Origin of the sequence: Micromonospora sp. AKA38 (assembly GCF_027925725.1) — a bacterium.
In the GTDB taxonomy this organism is placed as follows: Bacteria; Actinomycetota; Actinomycetes; order Mycobacteriales; family Micromonosporaceae; genus Micromonospora.
The window spans coordinates 424,944-444,472 of sequence record NZ_BNEI01000004.1; the positions used below are offsets into that span (position 1 = coordinate 424,944).

Consider the following 19,529-nt stretch of genomic DNA (forward strand, 5'->3'; position numbering starts at 1 on the left):
CAGTCGCGAACGAAAGGCAGGCACCGTGAGCGAGGACGACCGGATCGCGGTGGTGGGGCTGGCCTGCCGGGTGCCCGGCGCGGACGACGCGGTCACCCTGTGGCGCAACCTGCTGGCCGGCACGGCGTCGGTACGCCGGCTCACCGCCGCCGACGGCGCGCCCACCGACCCCGACTGGGTGCCGGTGTTCGGCCGGCTCGATGACCTGGCGGGGTTCGACGCGGACCTGTTCGGCTACCCGGCCGGGGCGGCGGCGCTGCTCGACCCGCAGCACCGGCTGTTCCTGGAGGTGGCCTGGCACGCGCTGGAGGACGCCGGCATCGACCCCGACCGCGACCCGGCCCAGGTCGGCGTGTTCGCCGGCTGCGGTCCCAACCGCTACCTGCGTCACCACCTGCTGGGCAGCCCGGCCCTGCGGCCCGCCGCCGGGGACCTGGCCGAGGACTGGGACGACGTGCTGACCGGCGCGGACGGCGACTACCTGCCGACCCGTGCCGCGTTCGCGCTGGGCCTGACCGGGCCGGCGGTGGCGGTCCGGACCGCCTGCTCGACCTCGCTGGTCGCGGTCTGCCAGGCCGCGCAGAGCCTGCTGGACTACCGCTGCGACGTGGTGGTCGCCGGTGGCGCGGCGGTGGTGTCGACCCGGCAGGCCGGCTACCGCCTGCGCCCGGGTGGCCTGCTGGCCACCGACGGGGTGTGCCGCCCCTACGACGCGGCGGCCACCGGGCAGGTGTTCGGCAACGGGGCGGGCGCGGTGGTGCTCAAACGGCTCGCCGACGCGCGCGCCGACGGCGACCACGTCCACGCCGTCCTGGCCGGGTGGGCGGTGAACAACGACGGCGCGGACCGGCCCGGCTTCACCGTGCCGGGCGTGGCCGGGCAGGCGGCGGTGCTGGCGGAGGCGTTGGCGTCGGTGGGCTGGGACCCGGCCGACGTGGGCTACCTGGAGGGCCACGGCACCGGCACGCCGGTCGGTGACGCGATCGAGGTCGAGGCGCTGGTCCGGGCCCGGCGGGGCAGTCGGGCCCCGCTGCTGCTCGGCTCGGTGAAGGGCAACGTCGGCAACCTGGACGCCGCCGCCGGCGTGATCTCGCTGATCAAGACCGCGTACGCGGTCCGGACCGGGCAGGTGCCGGGCACGGCGCGCTTCACCGGCGCGCACCGCGACGTCGACCTGGCCGCGGCGGGCGTCGAGGTCACCGCGCGGACCCGTTCGTGGGACGGGCCGCGGCGGGCCGGGGTCAGCTCGTTCGGCCTCGGCGGCACCAACGCGCACGTGCTGGTGGAGCAGCCCCCCGCCGCGGGCGACCGGGACGGGCCGGTCGTCGCCGGCGGCGACCGGGTGGTGCTCGGCCTGTCGGCGGGCAGCCCGACCGCGTTGCGGCAGCTGGCCGGGCGACTGGCCGCGCGGCTGGCCGAGGGCGACCTCGCGGTCGCGGACGTGGCGTACACGCTGGCGGTGGGCCGGCGGCGGCTGGCCCACCGGGGCGCGGTCGGGTGCGCCGACGTGCCGGAGGCGGTCGCGCAGCTCACCGCGTTCGCCCGGGGTGGGCCGGTGGCCGAGGACGCCGCGACCCGGTCCTGGCGCGACGGTGGCGACCTGCCGGTGGCGCGGGGGCGGCGGGTGCCGCTGCCCAGCTATCCGTTCCAGCGGACCCGGCACTGGGTCGAGGCGGCGCGATGACCGGCCCCCACCTGCCGTACCCCGAAATGTGCCTGCCCGACCTGGTCGCCGGACACGCCGCCCGGCGACCCGACGCGCCGGCCGTGACGCAGGGCGGCCGGACGCTGAGCTACGCCGACCTGGTCGGCCGCGCCGCCGCCCTCGCCGCGTCGCTGCGCGCGGACGGCGTCGCCCCGGACGACCTGGTGGGCGTCTGCGTGGACCGCCGCCCGGAGCTGGTGGTGGCGCTGCTGGGCGTGCAGGCGGCCGGCGCCGGCTACGTTCCGCTCGACCCGGCGCTGCCGGCGCCGCGACTGCGCGAGCTGGCCGCCGAGGCCCGCCTGCGCGTCGTGGTGGGCGCGCCGGCCGTCGCGCCCGGCGTCTTCGCCGACCAGGCCGTACGGGACGTGCCCACGTCGACGGCCCGCTGGCGGCCGACGCCGGCCACGCTGGCCACCACCGCGTACGTGATGTTCACGTCGGGGTCGACCGGGCGGCCCAAGGGGGCGGTGATCGAGCACCGGGCGCTGACCGAGGCGGTCACCGGCATCGCGGAGTTCTCCGGCTTCGGTCCCTCGACCCGCTGCCTGGCCTTCGCCTCGATCGGGTTCGACGCGTCGGTGGCCGACCTGCTCGCCCCGCTCGCCGCCGGTGGCACTGTCGTGCTGGCCGGTGACGCCGAGCGGGCCGACCCGACCCGGCTGTACCGCGTCTGCGCCGAGCAGGACGTCGACGTGGTGGTGCTGCCGCCGCCGGTCCTGCCGCTGCTGGACCCGGCCCGGCTGCCCGGCGTACGGCTGGTGATGACCGGCGGGGAGGCGACCGGCCCGGAGCAGGTCGGCCGGTGGACCGAGGGCGGCCGGCGGTTCGTCAGCGTCTACGGCCCGACCGAGGCGACCGTGCTGGTGACCTGGTTCGAGGGCAGCGGCGTGTGGACCCGGCCCATCCCGATCGGCCGGCCGGCCGCCAACCACCGCGTCCACCTCGTCGACGACCGGTTCCGCGAGGTCGGTCCCGGCGAGATCGGTGAGGTGCTGGCCGGCGGGCCCGGTCTCGGCCGGGGCTACCTGTTCGACGCCGCGCGCACCGCCGAGCGGTTCGTCCCGGACCCGTTCACCGACCGGCCCGGGCAGCGCCTCTACCGCACCGGTGACCTGGCCCGCCGGCTGCCGGACGGGAACCTGGAGTTCCTCGGCCGGGCCGACCGGCAGGTCAAGATCCGCGGGCAGCGCATCGAGTTGGGCGAGGTGGAGGCGGTGCTGCGCCGCCACCCGGACGTCGACCTGGCCAGCGTCCAGGCGGGCGGCGGCCCCGGCGGGCCGGAACTCGTCGCGTACGTGGCGACCCGCCTGGACGTGGCCGCGCTGCGCGCCCACTGCGCGCGGCTGCTGCCGGCGGCGGCCGTGCCGGCGCGGATGCACACCATGCCCGCGCTGCCGGTCACCATCAACGGCAAGATCGACGTCGACCGGCTGGCCGCGCTCACCGCCGCCGCGCCGGAGCCGGCGCCGACCGGAGAGGCGCCGGCGACCGACACCGAACGCCTCGTCGCGCGGGCGTGGTCGGCGCTGCTGGACGCGCCGGCCGTCGACCGCGACGCCGACTTCTTCCACCACGGTGGACACTCGATCGCCGCGATGCGGCTCGTCGCCGACCTGCGGGAGCGGCTGGGCCGGGACGTCGCGGTCGAGGACGTGCTGCTCGGGCGGACGCTGCGCGGCATCGCCGCCCGCGTCGACGCCGCCGCCGGGACCGGCCCGGCCGACGCCGTCCGGGGCCGACCGCCGGCCCTGTCCCCGGCGCAGCGCCGGCTGTGGTTCCTCGACCGCTACTTTCCGGCCGCCGCGTCCGCCTACAACGTCGCCTTCGCCGAACGGCTCACCGGCGGACTCGACGTCGCGGCCCTCGCCACCGCGCTGACCGCCGTCGCGGACCGCCAGCAGATCCTGCGGTGGCGTATCCCCGACACCGACGGCGTGCCGTACGCCGTGGTCGACCCGCCCACGCCGGTGCCGCTGCCGGTACGCGACCTCCCGCCGGGCACGGACCTCGCCACGCACCTCGCGGCCGGCGCGGCGAGGCCGTTCGCGCTGGCCACCGACACGCTGTGGCGGGCCGAGCTGATCCGGACCGGCGTCGACGAGCACGTGCTGGCCGTCTACGCCCACCACGCCGTGTTCGACGGCTGGTCCCAGTCGCTGTTCCACGCCGACCTGGCCACCGCCTACCGCGCCGCGCTCGGGCAGGGGCCGCCGCTGCCGCCGCTGGCCGCCGCCTACGGCGACTACGTCGCGTGGCGGGAGGAGCGCTCCCGGCGTCGCGGCGCGTCCGACCTGGACTGGTGGCTGGCGCACCTGAACGGCGCGCCCGTGGTGGTGGAGCTGCCCGGGGGACGGCGGCGGCCGGCCGAGCAGACGTACGCCAGCGCGACGGTCGGCACCCGGCTGGACCGGGCCGCCACCACCGCCCTGACCGACCTCGCCGCCGGGCTCGGCGCGACCCCGGCCGCCGCCGTGCTGGCCGCGTTCGCGCTGGTGCTGGCCCGCCGCACCGGCCTGCCCGACCTGCTCGTGGGCACCCCGACGGTGGACCGGCGCGCGGCCGACTTCGCGCCGATGGTCGGGTTCTTCATCGAGATCGCGCCGCTGCGGCTGCGCCCGCTCCCGGAGGCCGGCTTCGCCGCCCACGTCCGCGCCGCCTGGGCCGAGCTGCTCGCCGCGCTCGCCCACCCGGAGGCGCCTGTGGAACGCGTCGTCGGCGGGTTCGGCCTGGGCGGCCTGCTGGACCGCAGCCCGCTGGTGCAGGTGCTGTTCAACATGTACACGTTCGACGAGCCGAAACTGGAGCTGGCCGGCCTGACCAGCGAGCCGGTGCCGGTGGCCGCGCCCGGGTCCCCGTTCGACCTCACCCTGTACGGCGTGACCCGGGACGGGCAGCTCCGGGTGGAGATCGTGTTCAACCCCGACGTCTACGGCCGCGGGCTGATGGCGGCGGTGCTGGGCGAGGTGGAGCGGATGCTGCGTGTCGGGGCCGCCGATCCCGGGCGGCCGGTCTCCGAGCTGCCCGCCTGGACGGCCGTTCCCGCCGGGAGCCCGGGCGAGGTGCCCCGGGCCGCGCCGGTCACCCGCGCCACGAGCCGGCCGGGGGCGACCGCCGCCCGCCCGGCCACCGCCACCGAACGGCGGATCGCCTCGGTCTGGTGCGACGTGCTCGGCGTGCCCGAGGTGGCCGCGACGGACAGCTTCTTCGACGTCGGCGGCGGCTCGCTGGCCGTCGCCGTCGTGCAGCGGCAGCTCAACCGGCTGCTCGGCACCGACCTGCGGGTGGTGGACCTGTTCCACCACCCGACCGTCCGTGCGCTCGCCGCGCACCTGGACAGCGGCCACGCGTCCGGCGGGTCGCCCGGCGACAGCGCCGAGGACGCGGCGGTGGAACGGGCCGCCCGCCGGGGCGCGGTGCGCCGCCAGCGGGTGCTGCGCCGGGCCGCCGACGAGCCGGCCGGGGCGGGTGACCCGGCATGACGCACCTGGTGCCCCTCGGCGACACCGGCTGGTCGGTCTGGCGGGACGCGCTGCTGCGCGGCGCCGGGTTCCCGGCCGACGGCCTGGACCGCTTCGCCGCCCCGGAGTGCGCCGCCGCCGCCGACCGGCACCTCGCCGGCCAGGTGGACGACGCCGCGTTCCCGGCCGCGTACGCCGACGCCACCCGGGCGGCGTCGGCGGCGGTGTGCGGGATCGCCGCCGACCCGCTGTTCCGCGAGGCCGTCACCTGGCAGAACCCGGACGTGCTGGTGGCGCTGGACGGGCTGGTCCGCGACGGCCCGGACGGGCCACGCAACGTCCGCCGCCGGGGCCGGGAGAACGTCGTCGCCGGCTACTGGCAGCGCTACGTCGCCAAGTGCGAGACCATCGGCTTCTTCGGCCCGGTGTGCTGGGGCGTGGTGGCGCCGGGACCGGCTGCCGTCACCGCCCGGCCCGGCCCCGGCCTGCTCCGCCGGCGCGTCGTGCACCTGGAACACTGGGCGCTGTCCGCGTACGCCGACCGGCTGGTGGCGGACCCGCTGCTGCGGTCGTGGCTGGCCCCCAGGCTGGCGCCGCACGCCCACCTGGACGGGCGGGTCGTGCACCGGCCCGCCCAGCGTCCCGCCCCGGTGTCGCTTACCGAGTCGATCGCGCTGGCCCGCTGCGACGGACGCCGCCCCGCCCGGGAGATCGTCGACGACCTGGTCTGCGACGAACAGACCGGCGTGCGCCGGCCCGAGGAGGGGTTCCTCCTCCTCGCCCACCTGGCCGAGCGAGGGCTGCTGCGCTGGGACTTCGACCTGCCGCCGGGCTTCGCCGCGGAGGCGGGCCTGCGCGAGCGGATCGACGCCGTCGGCGACCCGGCGGCCCGGGAGCCGGCCCGCGCCGGACTGGACCGGCTCGCCGCCGCCCGCGACCGCGTCGCCGACGCCGCCGGTGACCCCGCCGCGCTGGCCACCGCGCTGGCCGCCCTGGACACGGAGTTCACCGGACTGACCGGCCGGCCGCCGCGCCGCCGGGCCGGGCAGAACTACGCCGGGCGGGCGCTGTGCCACGAGGAGACCGTCCGCGACGTCGAGTTCACCGTCGGCCAGGACCTGCTCGACGCCCTCGCCCCGGCGCTGGACCTGCCGTTGCGGGCCGCGCGCTGGCTCACCGCCGAGCTGGCCACGGCGTACGGGGACGCGCTGCGCGACCTCCACGACGACCTGAGCGGCGACGGGCCGGTCCGGCTCGGGGACCTGTGGTTCGTCGCCCAGGGGCCGTTGTTCGGTCCCGGTGACCGGCCCGCCGACCGGGTCGCGCGCGAGTTCGCCGCCCGCTGGGAACGGGTGCTCCGGCTCGCCGACCTGCCCGCCGGCACCGCGCGGCTGACGGTCGACGCGGCCGAGCTGGCGCCCCGGGTCGCGGCGGAGTTCCCGGCCACCCGACCCGGCTGGAGCGCGGGCCGGATCCACAGCCCGGACCTCCAGCTCGTCGCGGAGTCGCCCGACGCCGAGTTCGTCGCGGTGCTCGGCGAGCTGCACGCCGCGTACCCGACGTTCAACGCCGAGCTGTTCACCCACTGCCATCCGGACCTGGCGCGGCTGCGCCGGGCGTACGCGGCGGACCTGGGCCCGGCGCGGCTGCGTCCGGTCTACCCGGTCGACTTCCCCCGGGTCGGCGGCCGGCTGTCGGCGTCCCTGTTCGGCCCGGACGACCACCGGCTCGCGTTCGCCGACGCCCCCGGCGCGGGCCGGGACCGGCTGGTGCCGGCCAACGCCGCGGTGGTCTCCGAGGTGGCCGGCGTGCTGGTGGCGACCGGCCCCGACGGCACCCGCTGGCCGCTTGTCGAGGTGTTCTCCGACCTGATCGCGGTGCACGCCGGCGACGCGTTCAAACTCATCACCGAACGCCCGCACAGCCCTCGGGTCACCGTGGACCGGCTGGTGCTGGCCCGGGAGACGTGGCGCGTCACCGTCGGGGCGACCGGCCTGACCGACGCCGTCGACCCGGCGCGCCGTTACCTCGCGGTACGCCGGTGGCGGGCCGCGCTGGGCCTGCCGGAGCGGGTCTTCGTCCGGGTGGCCACCGAGCTGAAACCCGAGTACGTCGACCTGACCAGCCCGCTCTACGCCAACCGGCTCTGCCTGATGCTGCGGGCGGCCCGGCGGGCGGGCGGCGCGGACGTGCCGGTGACGGTGACCGAGCTGTTGCCCACGCCGGCGCAGGCGTGGCTGCCCGACGGCCGGGGCCGCCACTACGTCAGCGAGCTGCGCCTGCACATCCGCGATGCCGCCGAGTCGGAGGTCATGCCGTGACGAACGAGACAGTGGAGCCGATCGCGATCGTCGGGCTCAGCCTGCGCGTGCCGGGCGCGGCCTCGGCGGAGCGGTTCTGGCGCAACCTGGTCGACGGCGCCGAGTCGTTCACCCGGTTCAGCCGCGCGGAACTGCTGGCCCGGGGCGTCGCCGTCGACGAACTCGACGATCCGGCGTACGTGCCGGTGGCCGCCGTGCTCGACCAGGTCGACCAGTTCGACGCCGGCCTGTTCGGGATGAGCCCGCGCGACGCGGAGCTGGCCGACCCGCAGCAGCGGCTGTTCCTGGAGCACGCGCACGCCGCGTTGACCGACGCCGGCTGCGACCCGGCCCGCTACGACGGCGAGATCGGCGTGTACGCGGGCGGCAACGCCGACCTCTACCAGTGGCTCAACGTCCGGCGGAACCCGCGCGCGCTGGCCGACGCTGGTGAGCTGCGGGTGTCGTTGGGCAACAAGCCGGACTACCTGGCCAGCAGCGTGTCGTTCCGGCTTGGTCTGCGCGGCCCGGCGATGACCGTGCAGACCGCCTGCTCGTCGTCGCTTGTCGCGGTGCACCTGGCCAGCGAGGCGCTGCGCAACGGCGAGTGCGACACGGCGCTCGCGGGCGGCGTCTGCGTGGAGCTGCCGCACGCCGTCGGGTACGTCGCGGACGAGGGCTACACCTCCGCCGACGGGCACTGCCGCCCGTTCGACGCGCGCGCCGACGGCACCGTCTACGGCAGCGGTGTCGGTGTGGTCGTGCTCAAGCGGCTGTCCGACGCGCGGGCCGACGGGGACGACATCCGGGCGCTGATCATCGGCAACGCGGTCAACAACGACGGCGCGACCAAGGCCGGCTTCACCGCGCCCAGCGTCACCGGCCAGGTGGAGGTCGCCGTGCAGGCCCTCGCGGTGGCCGGCGTCGCCCCGCGCTCGGTCAGCTACGTGGAGGCGCACGGCACGGGCACGGTCCTGGGCGACTCGATCGAGATCGCGGCGCTGAGCGCGGCGTACGGGCGGCGCACCGCCGAGCGGGGCTGGTGCGGGGTCGGTTCGACGAAGGCCAACATCGGTCACCTCAGCGCGGCCGGCGGCGTGGTCGGCCTGATCAAGACCGTGCTGTCGATGCGGCACCGGCTGATCCCGCCCAGCATCAACCACGACCGGCCCCACCCGGAGATCGACTTCGCGGCGAGCCCGTTCTACGTGGTGTCGACGCTGACCAAGTGGGAGCCGGCGGAGCAGCGCCCGTTGCGGGCCGGCGTCAGCTCGCTCGGCCTCGGCGGCACCAACGCGCACCTGGTGCTCCAGGAGGCCCCACCGCTCGCCCCCACCGAACCGGACGACGGCGGCGGGGAGCTGCTCCAGGTGTCCGCCGCGACCCCGGCCGCGCTGGCGGCGGCGTGCGCCGGGCTGGCCGCCCACCTCACCGACCGGCCGGAGCTGGAGTTGCGCGACGTGGCGTACACGCTGCGGGAGGGACGGCCGGCGTACCGGCACCGGGCCGCGGTGGTCGCGGTGGACCGGACCCGGGCGGCGGCTGCCCTGACCGACCCGCGCCGCCGGGGCGACGGGGACGCGGCGCACCCGCCCCGGGTGGGTCTGCTCTTCTCCGGCCAGGGCTCGGCGCACCCGGGCATGGGCGCGCACCTGGCCGCGACCGAGCCGGTCTTCGCCGCCGCCGTCGAGGAGTGCGCCCGGGTCCTCGGCCGGGACCCGCACGAACTGCTCGTCGGCGCGGGACCCGGGGCTGACGAGCGACTGGCCGAGCCGGAGGTGCTGCAACCCGCGCTGTTCACGGTCGGGTACGCGCTGGCGACGCTGTGGCGGCACTGGGGCGTCACGCCCGCCGCGATGCTCGGCCACTCCATCGGCGAGCTGGTGGCGGCCACCGTCGCCGGGGTCTTCGACCTGCCCGACGCGGTGCGCCTCGCCGCCGCCCGGGGCCGGCTGGTCCGGGCCGCGCCGGAGGGCCGGATGCTCGCCGTGCAGCGCGGCGCCGACGAGATCACGCCGCTGCTGCCGGCCGGCGTCGCGGTGGCGATCAGCAACGGGCCGCAGACCTGCGTGCTGGCCGGCGCGCCGGAGCCGGTGACCGCGTTCGCCGACACGCTGCGCGGGCGCGGCATCGGCTGCACGCCGCTGCGCACGCCGTACGCGATGCACGTGCCGCTGCTGGAGCCGGTGCGCGACGAGTTCGCGGCGCTGGTGGCGGCGGTGCCGCGCCGGGCGCCGGCGGCGCCGGTGTGGTCGGCGGCGACCGCCGCGCCGTTCACCGACGCGCAGCTCACCGACCCGGCGTACTGGGCGGAGCAACTGTGCCGGCCGGTGCGCTTCGGGGCCACGGTGGCGGCCCTCGCGGCGACCGGCCCGCCCGACGGGTGGCTGCTGCTGGAGTGCGGCCCCGGCCGCCAGCTCGCCGGGCTGGCCCGGCTCAGCCTGCCGCCGGGGGCCCGCGCGCCGCTGCGCACGCTGCCCGCGCCGGGGGAGCGCCTGACCGACCGGCAGACCGCCCACGAGGCGGCCGGCCGGTTGTGGACCGCCGGGGTGCCGGTCCACCTGCCCACGCCCGGCCGGCCACGTCGGGTGTCCCTGCCCGGCTACCCGTACCAGCGGACCCGGCACTGGATCGACCCGGCGCCGGCGGCCGTGGCGCCCGCCGCGCCGGCCGCCGACCGCCGCCACGACGACGGCGTCGTCGAGGTTCCCCTCTGGCGCGAGCTGCCCGCCGCGGCGTCCGCCGAGGCGCCGGCCGCGCTGCTGCTGTTCGCCTCGGGCCGGCGGGGCACGGCGCTGGCGGAGCGGCTGCGGGAACGCGGCGTCGACGTCACGGTGGTCCGCCCCGGGCCGGCCTTCGCGGTCCGCCCGGACGGCTACCAGGTGCGGCCGACAAGCGTCGCCGACCACCGTCGGCTGCTCGACGAGTGCGCCGACGACGAGCGCGCCGGCCGGGTCGTGCACGCCTGGCCGCTCGACGGGGACCCGGCCGGCTCCGACGTGGCCGCCGTGTCGGCGGCCCAGGACCACGGCTACCTCGCGCTGCTGACGCTGCTGGAGGCGCTGCCGGACGCCGACGTGGAGCTGGACGTGGTGACCGCCGGGGTGGCCGACGTGACCGGCGTCGACCTGCTGCGCCCGGAACACGCGACGGTCGCCGGGGTGGTGCGCTCGGCGCCGCTGGAACGCCCGCGGCTGCGTGGTCACTGGGTCGACGCCGACCCGGGCGAACCCGCCGTGGACCCGCTGGCCGACGAGCTGCTCGGCGTCGACCGGGCCGAGGCGGTCGCGCTGCGGCTCGGTGGGCGTCGCTGGACGCGCGAGTTCGCGGCGGTGCCGGCCGGCGGTCGGGCCGGTTCCGGGCCGGTCGTCCGGGACGGCGGGCGGTATCTGATCACGGGCGGCTCGGGCCAGGTCGGCGGCGCGTTCGCCGCCGAGCTGGCCCGGCCCGGCGCGCGGCTGGTGCTGGTGAGCCGCGCCACGGCGCCGCCGGCCGACCGGATCGCAGCGCTGGAGCGCGCGGGCGCCCGGGTGCGGCACCTCACCGCCGACGTGGCCGACCCGGACGCGATGCGGGCGGTCCGCGCCGAGGTGCTGCGCGACCTCGGCGGTCTCGACGGCATCATCCACGCCGCGCGGCGGCCGGACACCGGCCCGGCCGCCGGGTCCCGGCTGGCGGAGGCCGCCGCGGAGCTGCGGCCGAAGCTCACCGGCGCGCTGGTGCTGCGCGAGGTCTTCGGTGACCTGCCACTGGACTTCGTGGTGCTCAGCGCCTCGGTGACCGCGCTCGCCGGTGGACTGGGCCGGGTCGACGACACGGCGGCCAACGCGTTCCTCGACGCGTACGCCCGCGCCCCGCACGGCTGGCCGGCCCGGGTGGTGGCGCTGGCCTGGGGCGCGTGGCGGGAGGACGGCGTGCCCGACCACGACGGGCTGCCCGCCGCGGCGGCGACGGCGGCGGCGCGCCGGGTCCTCGCCGGGGGCCGCGCCGGCTCGGTCGCGATCGGCGCGTACACCGTGGCCGCGGTCGCCGGCCACGAGCGGCGGCTCGCCTCGGTCACCGCCGCGACCACCGCCACCGCGACCGCCGTCGACGGCGACCTGACCGCCACCGTCGCCGGGATCTTCCGCGACGTCCTGGGCGTCGCCGAGGTCGGCCCGTACGACGACTTCTTCCGGCTCGGCGGCACCTCGTTGGTGGCGGCGCACCTGGTGCTGCGCATCCGCCAGGCCGTCGGCGCCCGGCTGTCCATGCGGGTGCTGTTCGACGCGCCGACGGTCGCCGCGATGGCCGCCCGGATCGAGGCGCTGCGCGCCACCCCGCCGGCCACGGCGGCGGAGGCACCGATCCCGCGCCTGCGCCGGCCGGGGCGGCCGGCGTGACCGAGTCGCCGCCGGACCTCACCCCGGTCGACGGCGTCTACCGCGCCGCCGCCTCGTACGCCCAGGAGCGGGTCTGGTTCACCGCCCAGCTCAGCCCGGGACAGCCGCTGTTCACGATGACCGACGCGGTCACCCTGCCGGCCGGGGCGGGCCCGGAGCAGGCGCTCGCCGCGCTGCGGACGGTCACCGAACGGCACGAGGCGCTGCGCACCACGCTGTGCCTGGTGGACGGCGAACTCCGGCAGGACATCCACCCCACAGTGCCGGTGGAGCTGCCGGTGACCGACCTGTCCGGGCTGCCGCCGCCGGAGCGGGAGCGGGCCCGCGTCGGGATCGTCGCCGAGTACGCCCGCCTCGACCTGCCGATGGACGGCCTGCCGCTGTGGCGGGCGCGGCTGCTGCGGCTCGACGCGGACACCTGGTGGCTGCTCTTCGCCGGCCACCACGTGATCCTCGACGGCACGTCGCTGCTCAACCTGCGCGCGGAGCTGACCGAACTGTGCGCCGCCGCGGTGGCGGGCCGCGCGCCGGACCTGCCCGACCTGCCCGTCCAGTACGCCGACTACGCGGCCTGGGAACGCGACCGCCTCGACGGCCCCCGCCGGGGCGAGCTGCGCGCGTACTGGCGGGAGACGCTGGCCGGCCTGCCCGCCGTGCACGGGCTGACCACCGACCGCCCGCGCCCGCCGACGCGCGCGTTCCACGGCGCCGACGTGCGCCGCGCCCTGCCCGACGGCGTGGCGGAGGCGTTGCCCGAGCTGTCCCGGCAGACCGCCGCCACCCCGTTCATGGTGCAGCTCGCCGCGTTCGTGGCGCTGCTGCACCGGCTGTCGGGCAGCGACGACGTCGTGGTCGGCATGCCGGTGGCCGGCCGGGACCGCGCCGAGCTGGAACCGCTGCTCGGCATGTTCATGAACATGCTGGTGCTGCGCGTCGACGTCTCCGGTGATCCGCCGTTCCGGACGCTGGTCCGCCGGGTCCGCCGGGTGGTGCTCGATGCGTGGGACCACCAGGACATGCCGTTCCAGAAGCTGGTCGAGGACCTGGCGGTACGCCGCGACCCCGGTCTGCCGCCGCTCTACCAGGTGACGTTCCACCACCTGCCGACCGGGCGCGGCGCGGCGTTCGGCGGCGCGATGGACGACCTGTCGCTGGAGATCGCCGGCGACGAGCTGCGGCTGGAGTACGACACCGCGCTGTTCGAGCCGGCCGGCATGGCCGCGTTCGCGGACCGCTACCTGCTGCTGCTCGCCGCCGCCGTCGCGTCGCCGCAGACCCGGGTGGGCGCGCTGCCGGTCATGTCGGACGCCGAACGGGACCGGGTGGTGACCGGCTGGAACGACACCGCCGCCCCGGTGCGCCGGAGCACCCTGGCCGAGTTGTTCGACGCCCAGGTCCGGCGCACGCCGGACGCGGTGGCGCTTGTCGACGGCGACACCCGGCTGACCTACGCCGAGTTGTCCGCCGCCGCCGACCGGGTGGCCCGGCGGCTGACCGCCCACGGGGTGGGGCCCGAGTCGGTCGTCGCCGTCCACGAGCCCCGCTCCAGCCGTCTCGTCGCCGGGCTGCTCGGCGTCCACCGGGCCGGCGCGGCGTACCTGCCGCTGGACCCGGACCATCCGCCGCAGCGGCTGGCGTTCATGCTGACCGACGCCGGCGCGGAGGTGCTGCTCGCCGACGAGGTGCCGGCCGGCCTCGCCGGCGCGGGCGTGGTGCTGCCGTTGACCGGTCCGGACCGGCCGGTGCCGGTGGGCGGACCGGATCGGCCGGTGCCGCGGACCGGTCCGGACCGGCCGGGACCCGTGCCGGGCCGGGCCGCCGGGCCGGGCAACGCGGCCTACGTGATCTACACCTCCGGGTCCACCGGGCGACCGAAGGGCGTGGTCAACGCGCACGCCGGCGTGGTCAACCGGCTGGACTGGATGCAGGACGCCTTCGCGTTGGGGCCGGACGACGCGGTGCTGCACAAGACGCCGATCGGGTTCGACGTGTCGGTGTGGGAGGTGTTCTGGCCGCTCGTGGTGGGCGCGCGGCTGGTGCTGGCCGCGCCGGGCGGGCACCGCGACCCGGCGTACCTGCGGGAGCTGATCGAACGCGAGCGGATCACCACCGTCCACTTCGTACCATCGATGCTGGACGCGTTCCTGGCCACCGCCGACGCCGCCGACCTGGCCCGGTGCGGCTCGCTGCGGCGGATCGTGTGCAGCGGCGAGGAACTGCCGCTGGACCTTGCCCGCCGGGCCGTGGCCGCGCTCCCGGCGGCGTCGCTGCACAACCTCTACGGGCCCACCGAGGCGGCGATCGACGTGACCGCCTGGGCGGCCACGCCCGCCGCGCTGGCCGCCGTCACCCGGGTGCCGATCGGCGGGCCGATCCGCAACGTGCGCGCCCACGTGCTCGACCGGGCCATGCGGCCGGTGCCGGTCGGGGTGGCCGGGCAGCTCCACCTCGGTGGGGTGCAGGTGGCTCGGGGCTACCTGCGCCGACCCGGGCTCACCGCCGACGCGTTCCGCCCCGACCCGTTCGGCGCGGCCGGCGGGCGGCTCTACGCCACCGGCGACCGGGCCCGCTGGCGGGCCGACGGGACCCTGGAGTACCTCGGTCGCCTCGACGACCAGGTGAAGCTGCGGGGGCTGCGGATCGAACCGGGGGAGATCGCCGCCGTGCTGCGCGAGCAGCCGGGCGTCGGCGCCGCCGCCGTCGCGGTCCGCGGCGCCACCCCCGCCGGTCAGCGCCTGGTCGCGTACGTGACACCGGCGGCGGGCGCCGGGGCGGTGGACCCGGCGGCGCTGCGGGAGGCGCTGCGGCGGCGGCTGCCGGACTACATGGTGCCGTCGGCGTTCGTGCCGCTGGACGCGCTGCCGCTGTCCGCCAACGGGAAACTGGACACCGCCGCGCTGCCCGACCCGGTGCCCGACGGCGGCGGCGCCGCGGCGCACCGCCCACCGGTCACCCCTGTCGAACGGGCCGTCACCGCCGCCTGGCAGGACGCGCTGGGGGTCGCCGACGTCGGCCTCGACGACGACTTCTTCGCCCTCGGCGGGCACTCGCTGCTGGCGATCCGGATGCTGGCCACGCTGCGCGCGGCGTACGGGCCGGTCGACGTCGGCGTGATGGACCTGTTCCAGCACCCCACCGTGGCGGGGCTGGCCGCGCTGATCGACGGCCCGGCCACCGACCGCCGGCGTCCGCTGCTCTACGAGCTGACCCGGCCGGTGCCGGCCGAGCAGCGGCTGCGGTCCTACGTGTGCGTGCCCTACGGCGGCGGGCTGGCCAGCATCTACCAGCCGCTCGCGGACGAGCTGCCGCCCGGGCACACGCTCTACTCGCTGGCCGTCCCCGGGCACGACGTCGGGGTCGACGACACCGAGCTGCCCTTCGACGAGCTGGTCGAGCGGTGCGTGGCCGAGATCGAGGACCGGGTGGACGGCCCGCTGGTCCTCTACGGCCACTGCGTCGGCGGCGCGCTGCTGACCGGCATCGCCCGGCGGCTGCACGAGCGGGGCCGGCCGATCGAGGCGATCTACGCCGGTGGCGTGTTCCCCACCGCCCGGCCGGACAACATGCTCGGCCGGCTGGTCGACTGGGTCGACTCGCGGGGCGCGGACCGGCGCTACGAGACGTTCCTGCGGTCGATCGGCGCCGAGCTGGCCGACCTGGACCCGGCCCAGGTCGACCGGTTCGTCCACCACGTGCGGCGCGAGGCGGCCGAGGCGCAGGAGCGGTTCACCGCCTGGCTGGACGCCGAGCCGGTCCGGGTCCCCGCGCCGGTGATCTCCGTCGTGGGCACCCACGACGTGCTCACCGAGTACTACGAGGAGCGCTACCGCGAGTGGGACTTCCTCGGCGGTTCCACCGCGCTTGTGGTGCTCGACCAGGCCGGGCACTACTTCGTCAAGCAGCGGGCCCGGGCGCTCGCCGAGGTGCTCACCCACCCGGGCCTGTCCGCGCCGGCCACCGCGCCCGCTCCGGTCGCCGGTGACGGCTGGGAGCTCGCCGCGACAAGCGCCGACCCGGCCGCCGTCGAGGCCGGGGTGCAGCCCGGCGTACGCCGGTTCCTGGCGCTCACCGCGAGCCAGCTCGTCTCGGCCACCGGCTCGGCGCTGACCCAGTGGGCGGTGCCGGTCTGGGTCTACCTGAGCACCGGCTCGATGCTGTGGTTCGGCCTGTCCGGGGTGATCGCCTACCTGCCGGCGCTGTTGGCGCTGCCGGTCGCCGGCACCGTCGCGGACCGGTTCGACAGGCGTCGGGTGCTGATCGCCGCCTGCGCGGTCGCGGTGACGGCGGAGGCGCTGCTGGCCACGCTGCTGTGGACCGACCGGCTGGGACTGGCCGCCGTCTACACGCTGGTCTGCGTGCTCGGCGCGGCGTCGGTGTTCCAACGCATCACCTATCTGGCCGCGATCCCGCAGGTCGTGCCGAAGCGCTACCTGGGCCATGCCAACGGCATCGCCCAGCTCGCCGTGGGGCTCAGCTCGCTGGCGGTGCCGCTGCTGGCGGCGGGCCTGCTCGCGGCCGTCGGCCTGACCGGGGTGCTGGTGATCGACATGGTGAGCTACACGGTCGCGATCGGCGTGCTCGCGGTGGTCCGCTTCCCCCGGCTGCTCGGCCGCCGCCGCAAGGAGCCGTTCCTGGCCGAACTGGTCGGCGGGGCGCGGATGGCGTGGGCGGAGCCGGGCTTCCGGGCCATGCTCGGCTTCTTCTCGCTCTACAACCTCTGCCTGGCCAGCCTGCTGTTGGTGCCGCCGATGGTGCTGGCGTTCGGCACCATGGGCCAGGTCGGCACCGTGGCGTTCGCCGAGGCGCTGGGCGCGGTCCTGGGCGGGCTGGCGGTCGCGGTCTGGGGTGGACCGACCCGACGCCGGATGCCCGCGCTGATCGCCATCGCGTTCGGGGTCGCGATCAGCCTGGTGCTCAGCGGCGTACGCCCGAACCTGTGGCTGATCGCGCTCGGCAGCTTCGGCGTGGGCCTCGGTCTGGGCCTGCACAACGGCATCTACCTGTCGCTCATCCAGGTGAAGGTGCCGCAGCGGTTCCACGGCCGGGTGCTGGCGATCATCCAGACGCTGACCTGGGCGACGTTGCCGCTGGGCTTCGCCGTGCTGGTGCCACTGAGCGGCGCCGTGCTCGAACCGATGTTCGCCCCGGGCGGCGCCCTGGCCGGCAGCGTCGGCGCGCTGATCGGCACCGGCCCCGGCCGGGGGCTCGGGTTCGCGTTCGTGGTGTCCGGCCTGGCGCTGGCCGTGGTGGCGGCGGGCGCCTACGGCATGCGCCGGCTGCGCCACTTCGACACCGAGACCCCGGACGCCCCGGCGGACGCGACGCGGTGGCTACCGCGCGGGCGCCGGGTCGACGATCTGTAGCCGCAGCTCCGAGGCGTACGCCCGGCCGGCCGCGTCGGTCAGCCAGGCGTCGCCGGGGCCGGGCAGCAGCTCGGTGACGGTCAACCCGACCCGGTCCCCGCCCCGCTCGTGCGCGCCGCGCAGCAGCGTGCACAGCAGCCGGGTGTAGACGCCGCTGGTCAGGTCCACGAAGGTGGGCTTGAGTTCGGTGTCGACCCGGACGAAGACCTGCTCGGGCAGGCCGAGCGCGCGCCGCCAGCGCCGCACCGCGAGGTAGCGCGCCCGCTCGCCCTTCACCGTGTGCAGCCCGGTCGCGCCGACCGTGGTGCGCCACGTCTCCCGCACCAGCACCAGATCGTCGACGGTGACCCGGGGCGTGTGCCCGGCGTTCCCGGCCAGCTTCCACGTGTCGAACACCTGGTGGTCGACGAGCGGCGCGAACACCTCCAGCAGCGGCCACTGCCGCCCGTCCCCGGCGTACGCCCGCAGGCCGCCGTCGGCATCGGGTCGCACCGTGAGGTCGGTGATCGGCACGAGGCGGTCCGGGTCGGCGCCGGGGGCGCCGGTGAAGCCGAGCTGCGCGTCGGCGGGCCCGTGCAGCCACTCCGCGATGCGGGCGGTGTGCCGGGGCCAGTCCACCGGGGCCAGCAGCCGTACCCGGCCCTCGGGCAGGTCGGCGCGCATGGCGTCGCGCAGCCGCCGCGGATCGGGGTGGCCGTGGGCGAAGAAGTGCGTGTCGAACGCGGCCAGGGCCACGTGCAGCTCGCCGAGCACGACGGTGACGTCGCCGCGTCGCAGCGCCGCCTCGTCCGGGGCGCACAGGTGCACGTCCGGGCTGTGGATCCGGGCGGCGGCCCAGCCGGGCGCGGTGGCGGGGAACGCGGCGGCGACCCGCGCGGTCAGCTCGGCGGCGTCGAAGCGCAACTCGCGGGCGTCGGGGTCGGCGTCGGCCAGCCCGAGCACGGTCGCCCAGCGGGCCAGGAAGTCGGCGGTGACGGCGGCGCTGGGCGGGTCCGCCCCGAACACCACCGCCTGGGCGTGGAACCACAGGTCGGCCAGGGGCACGTCCGGGCTCCCCGCGTCGGCCGACAGGTCGCGGTGCAGCGCGGCCAGCGCGTCGGCGTACGCGTCGCCGATCGCCGCCGTCAGCCACCGCGCCGACAGCAGCAGCGGCTCCAGCGGGGCGAGCCGGCGCAGCAGCGCGTCGCCGAAGCGGATGTCGAGGTCGCGTACGGTCTCCAGGTGGCACAGGGTGCGCCCGGCGTACACCTCGCCGGGCTGGTGCCGCGCGGGCCGGCCGGTCAGCTCGACGAACCGGCGCTCCAGCGTGGACATCGCCGCGGCCAGCGCGTCGGGGTCGTCGGCGGCGGCCACCGCGTCGCGCAGCGCGCCGACGTCGGCCAGCTCGCCGAGCAGCCGGGCGCGGAGCGCGTCGTCGCCGATCGCGGCGAGCTGGTCGCGCAGCGCGTCCTCGGCGGTGAGGTCGACCGGCAGGTCGAAGCCGATCCGCAGCACGCCGCTGCCGGCGAGCGCGTCGAGTTGCGCGTGCACGTCGGCGGCGCGACGGAAACCGCTGGCCGGGTCCGCGAGCAGCCCGGCGACGAGGTCCCCGACCCGCGGTCGCCGCCGGGCCAGCGCCAGCAGCGCGGCCGTCCCCGCCGGCAGCGCCTGCGGCGCGCGGTGCGGGTGCCGCAGCACCCGGTCCCGCAGTGTCAGCTCCGGCGACAGCCGCACCGGCAGCCAGTCGCGGACGCCGGCCGCGCGGGCGAACGCCGCGCCGAGCGCGTCCAGCCCCCACCGTTCCAGGAAGACCCGGCGGTCCCGGGTCAGGGCCGGGCCCGGCCGTACGGTGACGATCGGACCCGGGCCGCCCAGCTCGGTCCAGCAGATCGGGCCGAAGAAGCCGACCGTGTCGTTCTTGAGGCAGTAGCGCTGCCAGTACTTCGCCACCACCTCCTCCCGGTGGCGCCGGCGCAGGTTGCGCGGGGCGTGCGGGCCGTCCCGCCGGATCGCGTCGACGGCCACCAGCACCGCCGGGTTCTGCCAGGTGAGCGCCGTGCGGAACGCGTCGTCCCCGGCGACGTCGTGGACCGCCCGGCCCAGCTCGGCGGCGGCGTCGTCGAACGCGGCGTCGAACGTGGCCTCGTCGCAGGCCCCGGCGAGGTGGGCGTCGGCGACGGCGGCGAGCGCGGGCGCGGCGAACCGGCGCATCCCGGCGGCCGGGAAGCCGGCCGAGCGCAGCAGCGCGGAACGCCAGACGTGCCACGGGGTTCCGGTCAGGGGCGTGAGATGCTCTCGGGGCACCCGGCAATGGTAGGCATCGACGGGATCCACGGCGGGAC

Annotated in this window: 6 protein-coding genes; 5 read left to right on the forward strand and 1 reads right to left on the reverse strand. The window is 77.4% G+C overall.

All coding sequences use genetic code 11. The features are described 5' to 3' along the window. Positions 1 to 25: 25 nt before the first annotated feature. From TPA0908_RS17200 to TPA0908_RS17220, 5 genes are read left to right on the forward strand one after another with little or no spacing between them, the layout of a single operon-like run. A complete protein-coding gene (locus tag TPA0908_RS17200; protein WP_281939155.1) occupies positions 26 to 1,684 on the forward strand; it encodes a beta-ketoacyl synthase N-terminal-like domain-containing protein in 1,659 nt (552 codons plus the stop codon). After that, a complete protein-coding gene (locus tag TPA0908_RS17205) occupies positions 1,681 to 5,184 on the forward strand; it encodes an amino acid adenylation domain-containing protein (protein ID WP_281939157.1) in 3,504 nt (1,167 codons plus the stop codon). Before TPA0908_RS17200 ends, TPA0908_RS17205 begins: the two co-directional genes overlap by 4 nt. After that, on the forward strand, positions 5,181 to 7,484 hold the full coding sequence (locus TPA0908_RS17210) for a lantibiotic dehydratase (protein WP_281939159.1): 2,304 nt from the start codon (positions 5,181 to 5,183) through the stop codon (positions 7,482 to 7,484). Before TPA0908_RS17205 ends, TPA0908_RS17210 begins: the two co-directional genes overlap by 4 nt. Then, positions 7,481 to 11,845: a type I polyketide synthase gene (locus TPA0908_RS17215; protein WP_281939160.1), complete on the forward strand. Its 4,365-nt coding sequence runs from the start codon at positions 7,481 to 7,483 to the stop codon at positions 11,843 to 11,845. The genes TPA0908_RS17210 and TPA0908_RS17215 overlap by 4 nt, the downstream gene beginning before the upstream one ends. After that, positions 11,842 to 17,208, forward strand: coding sequence for a non-ribosomal peptide synthetase/MFS transporter (locus TPA0908_RS17220; protein WP_281939161.1), 5,367 nt, complete (start codon positions 11,842 to 11,844; stop codon positions 17,206 to 17,208). Before TPA0908_RS17215 ends, TPA0908_RS17220 begins: the two co-directional genes overlap by 4 nt. Here the strand turns inward: TPA0908_RS17220 and TPA0908_RS17225 are convergent. After that, positions 17,176 to 19,491, reverse strand: coding sequence for a lantibiotic dehydratase (locus TPA0908_RS17225; RefSeq protein WP_281939163.1), 2,316 nt, complete (start codon positions 19,489 to 19,491; stop codon positions 17,176 to 17,178). The genes TPA0908_RS17220 and TPA0908_RS17225 overlap by 33 nt on opposite strands. Between the last annotated feature and the right edge of the window lie 38 nt (positions 19,492 to 19,529).